This is a genomic window from Gorillibacterium sp. sgz306347, assembly GCF_059735245.1.
The window spans coordinates 10,387-26,310 of sequence record NZ_JCAPET010000054.1 but is presented as its reverse complement, the minus strand read 5'-3'; the positions used below and the strand labels follow the sequence as shown (position 1 = coordinate 26,310).

Below are 15,924 nucleotides of genomic sequence, written 5' to 3'. Positions count from 1 at the left end.
GACTTTTAATCAGGGTGTCGTAGGTTCGAGTCCTACATGGCTCACCATGTTTTTCTTGTTGCTTAGCCCTCGCTTTTGTATTACAATAAGCTTCGATATGCGGTCGTGGTGGAATGGCAGACACGCTACTTTGAGGGGGTAGTGGGGGAAACCCCGTGGAGGTTCGAGTCCTCTCGACCGCACTACAAGCAATGAACGAAGAAAGCCTTGCGATGCAAGGCTTTTTTTGTTTCACATAAGGCAGTTGACAAAAATCACTCCCTGTCGTATAGTGCTGGGAAAGAAAATAATCAGGTTTTCTAGGGTTCCGCAACCTCGCACGTTGGCCTGGTCCAAGAGAAAACCCGCAGCCGGCCGGCTGTGCCACGGAAGGATAAAAGCCTGGGAGATGAACCGCTACACGCGGTTTGTTTCCCGGGCTTTTTTATTTTTTCATTCCGGTCATGCTAACAAAGAACAGGGAGGAATGGATCTTGAACAAAACATGGGCATCGGTCATTGTAGCAGCTGTTTTTGAAGTGTTTTGGGTCATTGGGCTGAAGCATGCGCAGGGCTTGTGGGAATGGGCGGGGACGGGAGTCGCCATCTTGGTCAGCTTCTATTTAATGATCCGGGCGGCCCGGTCGCTTCCCGTGGGGACGGTGTACGCGGTGTTTGTCGGGCTTGGAACCGCGGGTACGGTGATTGCCGAAATTCTTCTGTTTGATGCGGAAGTCCAGGCTCTTAAAATGATCTTGATCGGGACACTTCTGATCGGAGTAGTAGGGCTAAAACTGTTGAGCACGAAAAAAAGAGAGGAGGGCGAACGATGAGCTGGGTTTATTTGATTTTGGCCGGGGTATTCGAGATGACGGGAGTATTGCTCATTAACAAATTCAACCAGACACGCAATTGGCAGTCTCTGGCCCTGATGATAACAGGGTTTGGGCTGAGTTTCTTATTCCTTTCCTTTGCCATGAAAACCCTCCCCATGGGAACCGCCTACGCGGTATGGACGGGAATCGGGGCTTCCGGCGGCGCCATACTGGGCATGATCTTTTATAAAGAACCCCGGAGCCTGCTGCGATTGGCATGCATCGGGTTGGTGCTGGGGTCGGCCGTCGGGCTCAAGCTGGTTAGTTAAGCCGGACAGGCGGAGGCATTTCGCAAAAAAGCGGCGAAACTTAAGAAATGGACAAAACCACGAGGGGAAGCGACCAGCCGGGAGTGTGATCTCTCTCATACAATATAGTACCTTCGCGAAGGTATTTTAGAAGGGAGTGACAAGGATGCCCATTCAGTTTCTGGACTCGCGGACTTCCGAATTCAGCAACACCACGACGGGCGTCGGCATTTTGCCGGCAACCCCGACGCTGTTGTTGGGCGATATCGGACTGCAGGTGGCTGCCGTTCTCGGGACGCCGAATGCGGCAGACGTCCGGGTGGAATTGTGGGGGACGATCGGAGTGGCCGGCACGGCCGGGAACACGGTAACGCTCTTCGTGGAACGGGGAGGAACCGAAACGGCCGGAACCGGCACCATTATCTACACCGCGGTGCCTTCCCTCATCACCGGAAACAACCTGCTTACGTTCCATGCGGCCGACTTTCATCCTCCGGTTCCGGAGGCCGGTGAAATTCGCTACAAGATGTACGCGTTCAACTCCGGTGTCGGCCCCGCCATTACCCTGACAGGCCCTGTCGCCTTCAGCGGAGTTGCGCAGGCGGGAGCGTTCACAGGCGTATAAAGAACATGCTGGAGCATGGCCGCCGAGCAATCGGCGGTTTTTTTTTCGTAAAACCGCCGGGCTTTGCAGAAAGACGTCAGCCGACGAACGGCCGGTAAATCCGAAAAAGCCGCCGGGCGGGAACATCCCCACCCGGCGGCTGCCGTTACGCTCCGCCTTCCTGCTTTCGCTTGCGCAGAAGACGTTCATATTCATTTAAGACAGCGTCGAGAATTTGGCTTGCCGTGATGATCTCCGGGTCCGTAAAGTCCTTGTTTTCCGCCAGCCGCGTCAGCTCGTCTTTTAATTGTTCGATCCGCTGCTGCAGCCGCTCCAAATCCTGCTTCATCAGATTCGCCTTCCTTCTCCGGTTTTGTAGGGAAGGATGTCCATTTGCCGGAAAGGTTATTCCGAAAATGAACATTTTCTTCGAACGGCGGGCAAAATTAAGGTTAGGCTTAGGTTAATTTAAGGTTCTTTTAACCTGGCGGCGTTATTCTACTAGTAGTCCCTTTGATATAGATGTTCATTTTCTCCCCGCAGACCGAGCGGGGACTTTTTTTTGTCTTTTTTCGGCCTGTCGGCATTCCATGGCCGCTTTAGAGGCTGATGCTCGTGGCGCTGAAATGCACCGGTCCGGTGATGGAGAGAGCGCCGAGCCCGGTGAGCAGCGCGGTCAGTACATAGGTGGAAGGCCCTGTAGCGGTCGCCGTGTTGGTGTGATTGAAAGAAGTGGTGACCGGCGCGTTCAAAATGGGAAGCACACTGCCCAGCCCGACAAACGTGCTGTCCTGCGTCTCAAACAAAATGGGGCCGGCCGCGGAGCCTTGGCGTATGCGAAGCGTGAGGATGGGCTGGATTGGCGTTAGCCCGACAAGATTGGGAACCCAGCCTACCGTTGCCGCAAAATCGAGCCGGTCCGACAGAGCGTTCGCCGTGAGGTTGATGAGGGCGATGCCCACTTCGGCACCCGTGGTCAGGCCAAACGGAAGCGATCCCCCTCCGGCAGGCACCTCGTTAAACTGATAGTCCACAATGGAAGGCATGTTGAACGCATCCTTTCCTTTTAGATGGCTTGCTCTATCAGTAGATTCGGGTTGTCCGAAAAAGGTGAGGGAGGTTGACCGGGGGGAAACGCCTTTTTCCATTGGGCGGAGCCGAACGTACCGTTGATCTTGCGGCATCTGCGGAAGGGCCTCCGTCCGTACCCGTCACGAATCTGTTGTCCGCAGGAAACCCGTCAGGGCTCCGGCACCAGCAGCTGAACTTTTGTTCCGTCGGGATACGGCTCCAGCGCGTTCCCGACCCATGAGCCGGCCCCGCGGTTGTCCGGTGGGGAAACATAGCGGATGTCCGCTCCGGCTCCTCCTTCGGCGCACATGGCCATCGGCCATTCATCCCGGTCGTACCCCTTGCGGGTCGGAACGCCGCGAAGCGAAGCCTCCCGGTTCCGCTCGGCCCCCTCACGGTTGATGGTGCACACGGAGGCTTCGCCTGCGTCAATCGCGTCCCGGATGTGCCGGGCGGTTTCGGGATATCGGTCGGCCGGAAAATCAATCCGGACGACGGCGCCTCCGTCCGGTCGGGGAGAGTCGTCTAGCATGTGCCGGTAGACTGCAAAAAGAGCGGCGATTAGCACCAGCAGAAAAAGGGTCAGCAGCGGATTTGTTTTGCGGTGTTTCCGTTTTTTGGCCAAGCGAAGTTCTCCTGTGGAAAGCGCTATGAATGGCAAAAGGAACATTCCGGTAAAGCTTTATTTATTGTCCGGTATGCGGGGGGCGGCCGTCAAGACCGAAACCGGCTGAAATCACCCCCTTTCGGAAATGCTTAAGGGTTGAAGGGGGGGCCGCCATCCGCAGGACCGGCGGCTGCCGTTAGAAAGAGGGGCAAACGGGGTAAGGGTTTACTAAGAGCCGCCGGCGGGGCGGCACCGCAAAAACGCGGCGGCGCTGGATTTGCGGACATGCGCCGGGCAGCGGACACTCTCCGAAGGAGGTACCACCATGGGAAATAAACTGGCAGGCGTATTCAACAGCGAGCAGGAAGCCATCGATGCCATTCGGGCGCTTGAACGCCAGGGCATCCAACCGGAACAAATCTCCATTGTCGGAAAAGACAAAGAAGAGTTGAACGATATTTCGGAAGAGACGGGAAGCAAGGCCGAGGACGGCGCGATGAAGGGAGCCGCCACCGGCGGCATCGTGGGCGGCGCGGCGGGGCTGCTCGCCGGCATCGGCGCCCTGGCGGTCCCGGGAATCGGTCCGTTTATCGCGGCCGGCCCGGTTGTTGCCGCTCTGACAGGAGCCGCAGTAGGCGCCGGAACGGGCGGCCTGGTTGGCGGATTGATCGGCCTGGGCCTTCCGGAAGATCAGGCGCGGGAGTTCGACAAGCATGTCGAGGCCGGCAAGATTCTGGTGCTGGTGGATGAAGAAGCGGGCAATCCGGACCGGATTCGCGAGGTGCTGCGCAGTGAAGGGGCGGTTCAGGCCATAGGAGAAGGCGCTCCCCGCAGCACCGGCCCCGTCTACGAGGCGCCGAACACCCGGGATGTGAGCCGCGACCCGGATTCGGTCGGCGCAACTTACGAGCAAATCGAGTCCCATGGCTATCCCTCCGGCGGAGACGGGTACCCGGCGGCCGGAAACGGGCTCCAATACGACGGAGTAGGGACAGGAGACTTCCAGACGCGCGCCTCCTCCGGCAGCCTGGGGATCGGCAGCTTCCCGAACAACGCCTTTGGCGTCGCCCCGGCACATGATACGCGAGGCACCGGATCGCTCTATTCGGACGACGTCGACGCGAAGCCCGCGAGCGGTTACGAAGAAGGGCATGACGCGCGGGACCAGCGGTACGGTGACGACCGCGACCGTGAATACCAGGAGTCCATGGGCTCCGACGCCATGGCTGAGCAGGACAAGGAACGGCGCGAGCGCAAGGAAAACGGGCGCAAGGATTACAAATAACAGGCAGGCGGAGAGGCCCTCCCCACCCGAAGTACCGCCGGATGCGAGACCGGCGGTTTTTTGCCGTTGTCAAGGCGGCCCGCTTTCTTTAGAATAAAACAAAAAATGGGTAACGGCGAAGAAGCCGGAAAGGCGGGCATGCAGATGAACGTGCTGGTTGTGCGTCATATCTCGTTTGAAGGAATGGGAAGCATCCGGGGCTGGATGGACCGGCGCGGACACCGGGTGACGGAGGTGCTGCCGTTCGCAGGGGAGCCGATCCCCGGCATCGACTCCTTTGATTGGCTGGTGCTGATGGGCGGTCCGATGAACATTTACGAAGAGAAGGAGTACCCGTGGCTGGTGGAGGAAAAGAACCGGATCCGGCAGGCATTGGCCGCAAACAAGCGCGTTTTGGGCATCTGCCTGGGGGCCCAGCTGCTGGCGGATGCGCTGGGTGCGCCGGTCACGCGCAACCCGGTAAAGGAAATCGGCTGGTACCCGATCGAGCTTGCTCCAGCCTGGTACGAGCGATTAACCGCGGGGAGCGGCGCTTCGCTTCCGGCCGGCGGTCCGGCAGATCCCGATCCCCGGCGGGCGATGGTGTTTCATTGGCACGGCGACACGTTTGCGCGTCCGCCGGGGGCCGTGCCTCTCGCCTCTAGCGAAGCTTGCGCCAACCAAGGGTTTGTCTGGGGGGACAAGACGGTCGGCCTGCAGTTTCACCTGGAAATGATGCCGGAAGATGTCGCCCGGCTGGTTGAGCATGGAGGCGGCGAGCTGGATGAGACCGGACCGTTTATCCAAAGCCGGGAGGACATCCGGAAGGACTGCGGGCTTTATGCAAAGGATGCGGAGAGACTTTTGACCCGGCTGCTCGATGCAATGGAGGGGTAAAATATACCCGTTTTCGACAAGAGTGAATCGGAATTATCGAAAAAAATCGAGCGGCAGAGAAACTTTTGCCAATCCGGGGCGTCTATTACTTTCGTCAGCAATAGACAAGTTCTCATGAATTGGTAGAGGTGAACATGAAAAAAATCGTTGTGGCCCTCCTGTCGCTAACCGCTCTGTTTTTTATTTTTCTGCCGACGATGACGCATGCTGCAACGGAAGCCCCCATCGGCTTGTACCTGGACGGTAAGAAGCTGGAAGCAACGGTTCCGCCCTACAATGCAAGCGGCACCATCATGGTGCCGGCCAAGATCATTTCCGAAACCCTCGGGGCCAATGTAACGTGGACCTCGGCGGAGAAGAAAGTCACTGTGACCAAGGAAGAGAAGACCATCGAGGTCATTTACAAGTCCACCGTAGGGTATGTGGACGGGAACGTGGTCACGCTGCCTGTCGCTCCGGACATCAAGTCCGGCACCACGATGCTCCCGATCAAATTTGTTTCGGAGCAGTTTAACTTTGACGTCTCCTGGGACAACATCGAGAAAGCCGTTTACCTGAAGTCGGCGCCTCCGGTCGTTTCCGAGCCGGGCGGCGGGGATGCGGGCGAGGAGCCCGGCGGAACCGAAGAGCCGAGTCCTTTCACGCAGCTGCTCTCCATGAGCACGACCGAAGACGGCTTCACCCTGGAAGCGGCCGGTCCGATTACGGCCAATGTGTTTACCGTAAAAAGCCCCGACCGGCTGGTTATCGATGTTCCGGGCGCCGTCTATGCCGGCAGCATCAAGCCGGGTACGGGTATGACGGGGACCCTGCCTTCGAGCCATCCTTTGGTCAGCGGGATCCGCTACGCGGTCAATGACCCCGCTTCGTCGACCATCCGGATCGTGCTTGACACGAAAAGCGCGGTAGATTTCCAGGTGACCAGCGAAGCCGGCGCTTCGACGCTGACGGTCGCGATCAAGAAGCCGGACCCGTCCAAGAAGATTGTTGTAATTGACGCCGGACACGGCGATCATGACCCGGGCGCCAAGTCGGTTACCGGCAAAACGGAGAAAGCCTTCAACCTCGCCGTGGCCCTGAAAGTACAAGCCCTGCTCAAGAAGGAGAAGGACATCGAGGTTTACATGACGCGTTCCGACGACACCTTCGTCACGCTCGACAATCGCGCCAAATTTGCCAACGATCTGAACGCGGACGTGTTCGTGTCGATCCACGGCAACAGCTTTACGTCGAAATCGAGCGGCACGCAGACCTATTACTACAACAGCTACAGCAAAACGCTGGCGGATACGATTCACAAGTATCTGTACAAAGCCACCGGATTTGGCGACGGGAAGGTGCGCAAGGAGGACTTCCGCGTCGTCCGGAAGACGGAAATGCCCGGCGTCCTGCTGGAAGTCGGTTTCCTCTCCAACCCGAAGGAAGAGGCTGAAATGTACAAGCCTGCGTTCCAGGACAAAGTCGCGGCCGCCATCGTGGCCGGCATCAAGGAATACCTGGGCGTCAAATAGCAAGCATCGCAAAAACACCCGGCAGCCGCTGCCGGGTGTTTTTTATTTGCCGCCGTTTGGATTACTTCTGAACGCGGCTGGCCGAGTGCCGGGTCGGTCCGACAAACTCGTTCAGCGGGAATCCGCCGCGGATGGCGTTGGTGATGAACGCCTTAGCCGAACGGACGGCCTCCACGACCTCTTTGCCTTTGGCCAGCTCGGCCGTGACGGCGGCCGAGTAGGTGCAGCCCGCGCCGTGGGTATAGGAGGTTCCGATCCGGTCCGATTCGAACCACTCGAAGCTGCGGCCGTCGTACAGCAGGTCGACGGCCCGTTCGTGCTCGAGCTTGGCGCCGCCTTTGATCAGGACGTATTTGGCGCCGCGGTCGATGATGCGCTGGGCGGCGTCCATCATGTCATCCGTTGTTTTCAGCAAAGGGCGGTCCGCCATTTGCGAAGCCTCAAACAGGTTGGGCGTCACCACGTCCGCCAAAGGCAAAAGCAGCTCGCGCAGGCCGACGGCGGTTTCGGGATTCAGCACCTCGTCGGTTCCTTTGCAGACCAGCACCGGGTCAATCACGATCCGCTTCAGGTCGCGTTTCTTGATTTCCCGCGCAACCAGCTCGATCAGCTCGATCGAGCCGAGCATGCCGGTTTTCAGGGCGTCCAGGCCCACGCCGTCCAGAACGGTCTTCAGCTGCTCTTCCACCACCGGAAGCGCTACGGGATGCACCCCGTGAGCCCAGTTGTTATGCGGGTCCATGGTGACGATGACGGTCAGGACGGACATGCCGTAGACATCGTATTCCTGGAAAGTTTTCAGGTCGGCCTGAAGGCCCGCTCCGCCGCTTGTGTCCGATCCGGCTATTGTTAACGCTTTGGGTACACTCATCGCTCTTGCTCCTCACTCTAATAAAATAACGCCTCCGCTTACAGGCGGCTGCTTAACACACGGCAAAACGCTTCAAGAGCCTCACGGTCCGTTTCGTCGAAACGTCCCTTGAGCGGGCTGTCGATGTCCAGCACCCCGAGCAGCTCGCCGTCCCGCAGAAGCGGAACCACGATCTCCGAGTTGGACGCCGCGTCGCAGGCGATATGGCCGGGAAACTGGTGCACGTCCTCGACCAGTACGGTTTCACGGCGCTCGGCCGCGGTACCGCAAACGCCTTTTCCGACCGGAATGCGCACGCAGGCCGGCAAGCCCTGGAAGGGACCGAGCACAAGCTCGCCTTCCTTCAGCAAATAGAAGCCCACCCAGTTGATGTCCGGCAAAAACTGCCCCAGCAGGGCCGAGGCATTTGCCAGGTTCGCCGTTTGGTCGCTTTCGTCTTCGATCAAATGACTCAGCTGGCTGGTGACGAGCCGGTAGTTGTCGGTCCGGGTTCCCCCGTAATCCGTTTTTTGAAACATCTCTGTCCACCCCCTGTTCTCCATAATATCCGATAATTCCTGCATTGACGAGCGGGTTGGCAAAAGAAATCCGTTCCACCGGACCCCTGCCGTCTCCGGGCAGGAAAAGACCGCCCCAACCGCGGGTGCGGGCGGGACGGCCTTTTCACTGTGCCGTTATATAAGAGGGTTAAAGAATTTGCTTTTTGTCAAATCCGCTTTCATCCGTCAGCCGGTCAGGATGCCGGGGATGTGCTTGCGTCCGGCGCCACGGAGGTATCCGGGCTCAAGCTCGCGTCCGGGCTTACAGAAACGTCGGGAGCGATGCTGACATCCGGGGATGTCGTTACCGTCGGCGAGGTGCCGGTTCCCGTATCGATATCCGTGTTGTTCTCATCTTCGCCGCATGCACCCAATGCCATGGCCAACGCTGTCGAAACCGCCAAAGTGGCAAAAAATTTCTTCTTCATGTTGATCACCTTCCTGGATGTAGTTTGGCACATCTTTCATTACCCTGGGAAATGCAGGTTGACCCACTTTTCGGAAAAATGTTTCAATTTGATTACAAAATATTACGAAGCGGACGGTATTCAAACAAAGGAGGTTTGTCGAAAGATATCGGTTTTGTCCGAAGGAGAAAGTGACGATATAGGAAGAAGAATCAGACAGCGGAGGGATCAAGATGGAAAGTTTGTTGGAGCATGTGACGGCATCGCTGCCCGTTTACAAAGCGGCTTTTGGAAAAAGGGTGGTGGCGCTCGTCGCCGACAAGGAAAAAGTGCTTTGCTTTGACGGCGATCCGGCCTATGACGTGAACATTCCGGCCGGAACCCCGATCGAGAAAATGAAAGGAACGGTAACTTACAAGGCGCTGCAATCGGGGCAAATGGAGATGGAGGAACGGGGGCGCGAAGCGTTTGGCTACGCCTACTTTTCCCGTGCCGTGCCGATTGTCCAGAACGGGGAAGTGCTGGGCGTCGTCAATTTTATCGTCGAAAACGAAAAGCAGGTTCAGCTTCGCGAGGGTTCCTCCGAACTCTACGAAGTAGTTCAGGAGATGTCCGCGACGTCGGATGAACTGACGGCCTCCTCCGGCGAGGTGACCCGGCAGCTGGAGGACCTGCGGGTCCGGTCGAACCGGCTGCGCGATACGATCGGGGAAGCGGAGGCGGTACTCGATCTCGTCAAGGAAATGGCGGAGCAAAGCCAGCTTCTCGGGCTGAACGCCGCGATTGAAGCCGCGAGAGCGGCGGAGCACGGGCGCGGCTTTGGCGTCGTGGCGACGGAAATGCGCAAGATGGCGGAAAACAGCCGGCAGTCCGTGGTCAGCGTCACCGAGCTGTTCGAGGAAATGCAGAAGGCGATCCGCGACATGAACGGGGCGTTTGCGACCATTGCCGAATACACGGAGGGGTACTCGCACGGGATGGAGGATTTCAGCAACGGCTTCGTGAACATTGCCCGCGTTGCGGAAAACCTGCGCCGGTTTTCTTACGAATAAGCGGGGGAACATTGTGGGTTCCTAGAAGCGGAGAGCCGCATATGGAGCATCCCGGGACGGCGGGCTGCGCGGAGGAACCCGGCGAGCGGGGAGCGTTTTATTTCGTCCCGGTCAATAAAGGCATCGAAAAACCGGACAAGGCATCGAAAAACCCGGAAAAGGCATCGAAAAACCGGACAAGGGGAAGGCTCCTTGTCCGGTTTTTGATTTCCCTGGAGAAAAAAGCCCGCCGCCATCGCGGATGGCTGCCTTCGGGCAATTTTCTTCATCCGTCCTCCTGCTTTTCGGCTTCCATCCGGCGGCTAGACGAGCAGCCGTTCCAGAGCCGGGCGGTCCAAAAGCACGAATTCCTCCCCTTCGTAATCGATCCACCCGGCTTCCTTCATCCGGGCGATTTCACGGGACAGGGACGGCCGCGCCGCGTTCAGGTGCTCCGCCCAGATTTTGCGGCTGAACGGAAGCCGCAGGCGCTCTGCGTTCTTTACCCTCGCCCGGTTCAGCAGGTCGTAAGCGACTCTTTGGCGCAGGGTGCCGAGCGACAGAATTTCGATTTTGCGGTTCAGCATGACCAGGCGCTCCGACATGTTTTCCATGTAGTTGACGAGGATCTCGGGGTCCGAGGTGAAGACGCGCAGCAGGTCCCGTTTGCCGACGAACAGAACGACCGCCGTCGTGCCGGCAATCACCGTGGCCGGAAATACGCCGGCCCGGCTGAACAGCACCGCTTCCCCGAACGTTTCCCCGGCAGAAAGGCGGGCGATGGTGATGTTTTTGCCGGTCGGGTGAATTTTTTGCACTTCGACATGGCCTTCGAGCACGATGCCGACGCGGCCGGCTTCCTCGCCCTCGGAAACGATCCAGTCTCCTTTGCGGTAAACCCGGACGGTTCCCGAGAGCGCTTTCAGAAGGGCGTCAATCTCCTCTGCGGCTTTCCCTCGGAAGAAGAGACAGCCTTGGAGCACATTTACATGAGGATTCATAAAACCTCCGAAAAAAAGGATGAACCGGTAACATCGGTTACCGCCGGTTTGACGCCAGTCTACTACAATCGGAGCAGAGAGTAAAGAACTGGGAAATTGCCGCATATATGCGTGACAGCAGACAGGAGGCCGAGGGGCTTGATGAAACGGAAAATCATTACGATACACGAGGAATTATGCAATGGCTGCGGGATCTGTGTGGACGCCTGCCACGAAGGAGCGATCGAGCTGGTGGACGGGGTAGCCCGGCTTGTCAGCGACAGCTACTGCGACGGCTTTGGCGACTGCCTCCCGGAGTGCCCGACCGGGGCGATCGAAATGATCGAGCGGGAGGCGGAGGCCTATGACGACGAGGCCGTCCAGCGGCGGATGGCGGAGCGAAAAGCTGCAGGAGCCGCAGGAGCCGCTGCAGGCGGCGCCCGCGCGGGGCATGCGCACGCGGCCCACGGAGCGCACGCGGGGCATGCACACGCGGCGCACGATGGGCAAGCCGGGCATGCGGCCCACGGAGCGCACGGGAGCAGCGCACATGCAGCCGGGAGCGGGCACAGCGGCTGCCCGGGCAGCATGGCGCGGCGGATCAGCCGCGACAACGCGACGCCGGCCGAAGCGGGCTCGGCCCCCGCTGGCCGCGTCCCGGCCTTCGGCGCGGCAGCCGCCGGGCAGCCTGTCGCCGGCCGCAGCGTCTCGCAGCTGAACCAATGGCCGATCCAGCTGCATCTCGTCAATCCGGCGAACCCGTATTTTGACGATGCGGATCTCCTGATTGCCGCCGATTGCACGGCGTTTGCGTACGCCGATTTTCACAGCGACTTTTTGCGCGGCCGGATCGCTCTGATCGGCTGTCCGAAGCTGGATGACAACGCTTACTACGCCCGCAAGCTGACGGAAATCCTGGGCAGCCACAGCATTCGCAGCATCACGGTGGTCCGCATGGCGGTGCCATGCTGCGGGGGCATCGTGCAGGCCGTCAAACAGGCCATGCTTCAATCCGAAACCATCGTACCGTACCAGGAAGCGGTCATCGGCATCGACGGAGAGCTTGTGTAACATCGGCGGAAACGCCGTTCTATTTTAGTCCAGGGAGGGAATCAATGTGAGCGAAATGTTTTGTTATCAATGCCAGGAAGCCGCCAAAGGAACGGGCTGCACCGTTCAGGGCGTCTGCGGCAAAACCGGCGAGGTGGCCGGACTTCAGGATTTGCTGATCTATGTGCTGAAAGGCATCGCCCTTTTCAGCGGCAAGGCCCGGGAACGCGGCTTTGCCATGGAAAAGACGGACCGCTTTGTGACGGACGGCCTTTTTGCCACCATCACCAACGCCAACTTTGATCCGGAAGGCATCGCGGCGCGCATTCGGGAGGGCCTTGCCCTGCGCGACGAACTGAAAGCCCGGCTTGCCGGGACCGGCGACGGGCAGCCGCTTTTCCCGCATGATGCCGCCGACTGGGGGGCCGAGACGGATGCGGAGCTGGCGGATAAAGCGGCCTCGGTCGGCATCCTTGCAACCGGTAATGAGGATGTCCGCTCGCTGAACGAGCTTCTCACCTACGGGCTGAAAGGCATGGCGGCTTACGCCAAGCATGCGGAACGGCTCGGCTACCGGGAGGAAGCGATTTTCGCCTTTCTGGAGCGCGCCCTGGCGGCAACGCTGGACGAGCGGATCGGCGCGGACGAGCGGACCGCGCTCGTTCTGGAATGCGGCCAATACGGCGTCCAGGTGATGGCGCTCTTGGACCGTGCCAATACCGAGACGTACGGCAACCCTGAAATCTCCCGCGTCCAGTTGGGAACGGGCACGCGTCCCGGCATTCTGGTCAGCGGGCATGATCTGAAGGACCTGGAGGAGCTTCTGAAGCAGACGGAAGGCACTGACGTGGACGTCTACACCCACAGCGAAATGCTGCCCGCGCACTACTATCCGGCCTTCAAAAAATATGATCATTTCGTCGGCAACTACGGAAACGCCTGGTGGAAGCAGCCGGAGGAATTCGAAAGCTTCAACGGTCCGATTCTGATGACGACCAACTGCATCGTGCCGCCCCGCGACAGCTACCGCGACCGGCTTTATACGACGGGCAGCACCGGGTATCCCGGCATTAAGCACATTCCCGCCGGTGAAAACGGAGCGCCGAAGGATTTCTCCGCGCTGATCGAGCAGGCCAAAGCCTGCCCGCCGCCGACGGAAATTGAAAGCGGCGAGCTGGTGGGCGGCTTTGCCCACGCTGCCGTGGGAGCCGTCGCCGGCCAGGTGGTCGAAGCGGTGAAGTCGGGGGCGATCAAGCGGTTTTTTGTGATGGCGGGCTGCGACGGCCGGATGAAGAGCCGGTCCTACTACACCGACTTTGCGGCCGGTCTGCCGCAGGATGCGGTCATTCTCACCGCAGGCTGCGCCAAGTACAAGTACAACAAGCTGCCTCTCGGCGACATCGGCGGCATTCCGCGCGTGCTGGACGCCGGCCAATGCAACGATTCCTATTCGCTGGCCGTTACGGCCCTCAAGCTCAAGGAAGCGTTCGGCCTGGAGGACATCAACGACCTGCCGATCACGTACAACATCGCCTGGTATGAGCAAAAAGCCGTCATCGTGCTGCTGGCGCTCCTCCACCTCGGCGTGAAAAACATCCATCTGGGGCCGACCTTACCGGCCTTCCTGTCCCCGAACGTCGCCAAGGTGCTGACCGAAACGTTCGGCATCGGCGGCATCACGGACGCGCAGCAGGACATCGAACGGTTTATGGCGCTGGTATAACCGATTACCGCCGGCCCGGCCGGCGGTTAGCTACTAGCGGCCCCGAACGGGGCCGCTTTTTGTGTCGCCCGTGACGTCGTGCGCCACCCTGCGGTCCGAGAGGGGGGCGCTTTTGGGCGCAGTCGCGTGCTCTCGCAGTACCACGCCTTTCGCGGTCCGAGAGAGGCCGCATTTTACGCGTGGTCGTGCGCCTCCTGCTGTCCGAGAGGGGGCCGCATTTTACGCACCGTCGTACGCCTTTCGCAGTCCGAGAAGGGGGCCGAATTTTGCGCGCCGTCGTGCGCCTTTGTTCGTTCTCGAGAAGTGACCGCTTTTGGCGTCGCTCCCCCCCTTTTGCATTCCCGAGAAAAGGCCGCTTTTTCCGTCGCCGAAGCCGCTTGAAGACGTTGTGAGCCTGCGGACGGCGAGGCTGGTGAAAGCGAGGCGGGGCCCGGGTTTTCCGGTTCCATAAAAATTGCTGCGAGTGTTAAAATTGTCACGGCGTTCCAGAGCTTGTTTCGTTTATCTTGAGGGAAGAAAAACATCGCGGCAACTACCCTAAGAAAGGAGGAAGACAAGTGTCCAAATATAGCGTTGTCGATAAGCCGGAGTGCATTGCTTGCGGTTCCTGCGGTTCCGCGGCACCGGAAATTTTCGAATATGACGGCGAAGGCCTGGCGGAGGTTATCTACGAAGGAGACAATAACCAAGGCGTCACGGCCATCCCGGACAGCCTGGCGGATGAACTGCAGGAGGCGGTTGAGTCCTGCCCGACCGAATGCATCAAGGTTCAAGATTCGCCGTTCAACTGAATTCATTGATCCGTACGAATAAGAAGCCGGGGCAGACGCCCCGGCTTTTTTCATTGCTTCTGGCGATTCGGATCTAGGCAAGCCGGCTGTACGGAACGAACGGATTAAACCAGTGTCTTTTTCAGAAAGTAGCGTTTCATCCCGGCAAGAGGCACATTCTCCAAAATGCCAAAAGTCTCATAGCCTTGCTTGAGGTAAAAATCAGGCGCCTGGAAATCGTGCGTGTCCAAATGGATCAGCTTCGCCCCGGCTTGCCTTACGGCCGTTTCCAACTGTCCCACTAATGTTTTGCCCAGTCCGCGGTTGCGCACCTTTTCCTCCACCCAAAGGATGTCCAGAAACACCGCGTCTCCGAACCGATGGGCGAGGAGCCCCCCCAGCAGGGCTCCATCTTCACCGAACGCGGCAAAATGAAACGGCTCATAGCCCGCATTCGCAACCTGCTCTTGATTATAGCGGTACAGGGCGTTCCGAAGAGTTTCCAGCTCCGGGGCAGACTCGTTTTCGATTCTAGCGATTCGTGTTTTCATGGCAATCCCCTTATTTGTGTAATTGTGTACACTGCGTTATCGCTCAGTTCGCTCGTATGCCTGACAAATGCGGTGCCTCTCTATTTTACTGCATGTAGAGTTGGCACGAACAGCCGCCAGTTATGTAGCCGTTAATGGCGTCACGGCCTCCCGGACAGCCTGGCCGATGGGCGCTAGAAACGGTGGACGGTGGGGGGTGTGTCGATTGGGAAAAGGGAGGAGATGGGAGGAATCGGGATGAAGGGGGCGGTCCAGACGGTGAACCGGATGGAGCTAGAGTGACAGAAGGGGTGGTGGAACGGATGGAGATAGAGTAGACATATGGGGCGGTGGGACGGAGGGGATGATGAAGAAAATTCTAATGGTTGCCATTGAGCTTATTTTGCCAAAACTGAGGCTTTTCAAAATGTAACGGTTGCCACAGAGCTTATTTGATGGTTAGAGTGGGGAATTCCGTCTTTTTGGAGCAAATAAGCTCGCTGACAACCGTTAGACAAAGAAATAGGCGCTTTTTCGTCAAATAAGCTCAGCCACAACCGTTAGAAAGTTGCGTCGAATTGATCGGATGGCGATTCGGAGCACGCGGAAGCCAAGGCGCATTTTGGCGGAAGGCTTTCTTTAGGAGAATGGCGGCAAATGTTCTTTTTCCGGGCATACTGAAAGGGAAGCAGGAAAAGGAAAGGGGAAGGCTGCATGGAGATGACGGAGAGCCAAACGGCGGAACCGGTTTATTGCGATACTTGCCGGAGGCAGACGGGGACGGGAACGCTGGGCGATCACTGGATATGCGCGGACTGCCGTTTTTGTCCGGACGAAGCACGCGTAGAGCGGGAAGAGGAAGGAAACGCCCCGCCGGTCAGTTAACGCGGGGAGCGCTTCGCGGAACGCGCTCGGAGGGGACGCCCCGCCGGTCAGTTGACGCGGGGAGCGCTTCGCGGAACGCGCT

The 15,924-nt window shown here is 58.8% G+C and carries 19 protein-coding genes, 1 tRNA gene and 1 riboswitch; of the genes, 12 read left to right on the top strand and 8 right to left on the bottom strand.

Annotation, left to right across the window (positions count from 1 at the left end; all coding sequences use genetic code 11):
* Positions 1–99: 99 nt before the first annotated feature.
* The 4 genes from AC6I6H_RS19985 to AC6I6H_RS19970 all read left to right on the top strand — a co-directional run bounded on the left by AC6I6H_RS19985 (position 100) and on the right by AC6I6H_RS19970 (position 1,727).
* A tRNA-Leu gene (locus AC6I6H_RS19985) sits at positions 100–182 on the top strand.
* A gap of 106 nt (positions 183–288) precedes the next feature.
* Positions 289–390, top strand: a riboswitch (guanidine-I (ykkC/yxkD leader).
* Positions 391–473: 83 nt separating this feature from the next.
* On the top strand, positions 474–812 hold the full coding sequence (locus tag AC6I6H_RS19980; protein WP_497955982.1) for a DMT family transporter: 339 nt from the start codon (positions 474–476) through the stop codon (positions 810–812).
* Positions 809–1,123 carry a DMT family transporter gene (locus tag AC6I6H_RS19975; RefSeq protein ID WP_497955980.1) on the top strand — a complete coding sequence of 105 codons (315 nt, stop codon included), beginning with the start codon at positions 809–811 and terminating at the stop codon, positions 1,121–1,123. Before AC6I6H_RS19980 ends, AC6I6H_RS19975 begins: the two co-directional genes overlap by 4 nt.
* Positions 1,124–1,268: 145 nt before the next feature.
* Positions 1,269–1,727, top strand: a complete 459-nt coding sequence (locus AC6I6H_RS19970; protein ID WP_497955978.1) for a hypothetical protein — start codon at positions 1,269–1,271, stop codon at positions 1,725–1,727.
* 145 nt (positions 1,728–1,872) lie between these two features.
* Here the strand turns inward: AC6I6H_RS19970 and AC6I6H_RS19965 are convergent, their stop codons facing one another.
* The 3 genes from AC6I6H_RS19965 to AC6I6H_RS19955 all read right to left on the bottom strand — a co-directional run bounded on the left by AC6I6H_RS19965 (position 1,873) and on the right by AC6I6H_RS19955 (position 3,402).
* Complete coding sequence (locus tag AC6I6H_RS19965) at positions 1,873–2,055, bottom strand: Spo0E family sporulation regulatory protein-aspartic acid phosphatase (protein WP_497955976.1); 183 nt, start codon at positions 2,053–2,055, stop codon at positions 1,873–1,875.
* A 250-nt stretch (positions 2,056–2,305) separates the two neighbouring features.
* Entirely contained in the window at positions 2,306–2,752 is a 447-nt protein-coding gene (locus tag AC6I6H_RS19960; RefSeq protein ID WP_497955974.1) for a hypothetical protein, read from the bottom strand.
* 194 nt (positions 2,753–2,946) lie between these two features.
* A complete protein-coding gene (locus AC6I6H_RS19955; protein WP_497955972.1) occupies positions 2,947–3,402 on the bottom strand; it encodes a hypothetical protein in 456 nt (151 codons plus the stop codon).
* Positions 3,403–3,709: 307 nt separating this feature from the next.
* On the opposite strand from AC6I6H_RS19955, the gene AC6I6H_RS19950 reads away from it, so the two are divergent.
* The 3 genes from AC6I6H_RS19950 to AC6I6H_RS19940 all read left to right on the top strand — a co-directional run bounded on the left by AC6I6H_RS19950 (position 3,710) and on the right by AC6I6H_RS19940 (position 7,056).
* On the top strand, positions 3,710–4,669 hold the full coding sequence (locus AC6I6H_RS19950) for a general stress protein (RefSeq protein ID WP_497955970.1): 960 nt from the start codon (positions 3,710–3,712) through the stop codon (positions 4,667–4,669).
* 144 nt (positions 4,670–4,813) lie between these two features.
* A complete protein-coding gene (locus AC6I6H_RS19945; RefSeq protein WP_497955968.1) occupies positions 4,814–5,545 on the top strand; it encodes a type 1 glutamine amidotransferase in 732 nt (243 codons plus the stop codon).
* A 134-nt stretch (positions 5,546–5,679) separates the two neighbouring features.
* Positions 5,680–7,056, top strand: coding sequence for an N-acetylmuramoyl-L-alanine amidase family protein (locus tag AC6I6H_RS19940; RefSeq protein ID WP_497955966.1), 1,377 nt, complete (start codon positions 5,680–5,682; stop codon positions 7,054–7,056).
* Between the two features lie 61 nt (positions 7,057–7,117).
* Here the strand turns inward: AC6I6H_RS19940 and pdxK are convergent, their stop codons facing one another.
* The 3 genes from pdxK to AC6I6H_RS19925 form a co-directional block, all read right to left on the bottom strand.
* A complete protein-coding gene (gene pdxK / locus AC6I6H_RS19935) occupies positions 7,118–7,927 on the bottom strand; it encodes a pyridoxine/pyridoxal/pyridoxamine kinase (protein WP_497955964.1) in 810 nt (269 codons plus the stop codon).
* A gap of 38 nt (positions 7,928–7,965) precedes the next feature.
* Positions 7,966–8,445: a GAF domain-containing protein gene (locus AC6I6H_RS19930; RefSeq protein ID WP_497955962.1), complete on the bottom strand. Its 480-nt coding sequence runs from the start codon at positions 8,443–8,445 to the stop codon at positions 7,966–7,968.
* Positions 8,446–8,660: 215 nt separating this feature from the next.
* Positions 8,661–8,894: a hypothetical protein gene (locus tag AC6I6H_RS19925; RefSeq protein WP_497955960.1), complete on the bottom strand. Its 234-nt coding sequence runs from the start codon at positions 8,892–8,894 to the stop codon at positions 8,661–8,663.
* A 212-nt stretch (positions 8,895–9,106) separates the two neighbouring features.
* Between AC6I6H_RS19925 and AC6I6H_RS19920 the strand changes: the two genes are divergently transcribed.
* Positions 9,107–9,925 (top strand): methyl-accepting chemotaxis protein, encoded by an 819-nt coding sequence (locus tag AC6I6H_RS19920; RefSeq protein ID WP_497955958.1) that lies wholly within the window; start codon positions 9,107–9,109, stop codon positions 9,923–9,925.
* A gap of 302 nt (positions 9,926–10,227) precedes the next feature.
* Here the strand turns inward: AC6I6H_RS19920 and AC6I6H_RS19915 are convergent, their stop codons facing one another.
* On the bottom strand, positions 10,228–10,905 hold the full coding sequence (locus tag AC6I6H_RS19915) for a Crp/Fnr family transcriptional regulator (RefSeq protein WP_497955956.1): 678 nt from the start codon (positions 10,903–10,905) through the stop codon (positions 10,228–10,230).
* 141 nt (positions 10,906–11,046) lie between these two features.
* Here AC6I6H_RS19915 and AC6I6H_RS19910 point away from each other — a divergent pair, with 141 nt between their 5' ends.
* The 3 genes from AC6I6H_RS19910 (at position 11,047) to AC6I6H_RS19900 (ending at position 14,448) form a co-directional block, all read left to right on the top strand.
* Complete coding sequence (locus AC6I6H_RS19910; RefSeq protein WP_497955986.1) at positions 11,047–11,955, top strand: ATP-binding protein; 909 nt, start codon at positions 11,047–11,049, stop codon at positions 11,953–11,955.
* Positions 11,956–12,010: 55 nt separating this feature from the next.
* Positions 12,011–13,657 carry a hydroxylamine reductase gene (gene hcp, locus AC6I6H_RS19905; protein WP_497955984.1) on the top strand — a complete coding sequence of 549 codons (1,647 nt, stop codon included), beginning with the start codon at positions 12,011–12,013 and terminating at the stop codon, positions 13,655–13,657.
* A gap of 557 nt (positions 13,658–14,214) precedes the next feature.
* Complete coding sequence (locus tag AC6I6H_RS19900; RefSeq protein ID WP_497955954.1) at positions 14,215–14,448, top strand: ferredoxin; 234 nt, start codon at positions 14,215–14,217, stop codon at positions 14,446–14,448.
* 104 nt (positions 14,449–14,552) lie between these two features.
* Here AC6I6H_RS19900 and AC6I6H_RS19895 read toward each other — a convergent pair whose 3' ends face one another.
* Positions 14,553–14,978 (bottom strand): GNAT family N-acetyltransferase, encoded by a 426-nt coding sequence (locus AC6I6H_RS19895; protein WP_497955952.1) that lies wholly within the window; start codon positions 14,976–14,978, stop codon positions 14,553–14,555.
* Between the two features lie 693 nt (positions 14,979–15,671).
* Between AC6I6H_RS19895 and AC6I6H_RS19890 the strand changes: the two genes are divergently transcribed.
* Positions 15,672–15,842, top strand: coding sequence for a hypothetical protein (locus AC6I6H_RS19890; RefSeq protein WP_497955950.1), 171 nt, complete (start codon positions 15,672–15,674; stop codon positions 15,840–15,842).
* The last annotated feature ends 82 nt before the right edge of the window (positions 15,843–15,924 follow it).

Bases quoted from the DNA above. Each gene is read 5' to 3' on its own strand.
- AC6I6H_RS19975 (WP_497955980.1), top strand. From the start codon at position 809: ATGAGCTGGGTTTATTTGATTTTGGCCGGGGTATTCGAGATGACGGGA.
- AC6I6H_RS19970 (WP_497955978.1), top strand. From the start codon at position 1,269: ATGCCCATTCAGTTTCTGGACTCGCGGACTTCCGAATTCAGCAACACC.
- AC6I6H_RS19965 (WP_497955976.1), bottom strand. From the start codon at position 2,055: ATGAAGCAGGATTTGGAGCGGCTGCAGCAGCGGATCGAACAATTAAAA.
- AC6I6H_RS19960 (WP_497955974.1), bottom strand. From the start codon at position 2,752: ATGCCTTCCATTGTGGACTATCAGTTTAACGAGGTGCCTGCCGGAGGG.
- AC6I6H_RS19950 (WP_497955970.1), top strand. From the start codon at position 3,710: ATGGGAAATAAACTGGCAGGCGTATTCAACAGCGAGCAGGAAGCCATC.
- AC6I6H_RS19945 (WP_497955968.1), top strand. From the start codon at position 4,814: ATGAACGTGCTGGTTGTGCGTCATATCTCGTTTGAAGGAATGGGAAGC.
- AC6I6H_RS19940 (WP_497955966.1), top strand. From the start codon at position 5,680: ATGAAAAAAATCGTTGTGGCCCTCCTGTCGCTAACCGCTCTGTTTTTT.
- pdxK (WP_497955964.1), bottom strand. From the start codon at position 7,927: ATGAGTGTACCCAAAGCGTTAACAATAGCCGGATCGGACACAAGCGGC.
- AC6I6H_RS19930 (WP_497955962.1), bottom strand. From the start codon at position 8,445: ATGTTTCAAAAAACGGATTACGGGGGAACCCGGACCGACAACTACCGG.
- AC6I6H_RS19925 (WP_497955960.1), bottom strand. From the start codon at position 8,894: ATGAAGAAGAAATTTTTTGCCACTTTGGCGGTTTCGACAGCGTTGGCC.
- AC6I6H_RS19920 (WP_497955958.1), top strand. From the start codon at position 9,107: ATGGAAAGTTTGTTGGAGCATGTGACGGCATCGCTGCCCGTTTACAAA.
- AC6I6H_RS19915 (WP_497955956.1), bottom strand. From the start codon at position 10,905: ATGAATCCTCATGTAAATGTGCTCCAAGGCTGTCTCTTCTTCCGAGGG.
- AC6I6H_RS19910 (WP_497955986.1), top strand. From the start codon at position 11,047: ATGAAACGGAAAATCATTACGATACACGAGGAATTATGCAATGGCTGC.
- hcp (WP_497955984.1), top strand. From the start codon at position 12,011: ATGTTTTGTTATCAATGCCAGGAAGCCGCCAAAGGAACGGGCTGCACC.
- AC6I6H_RS19895 (WP_497955952.1), bottom strand. From the start codon at position 14,978: ATGAAAACACGAATCGCTAGAATCGAAAACGAGTCTGCCCCGGAGCTG.
- AC6I6H_RS19890 (WP_497955950.1), top strand. From the start codon at position 15,672: ATGGAGATGACGGAGAGCCAAACGGCGGAACCGGTTTATTGCGATACT.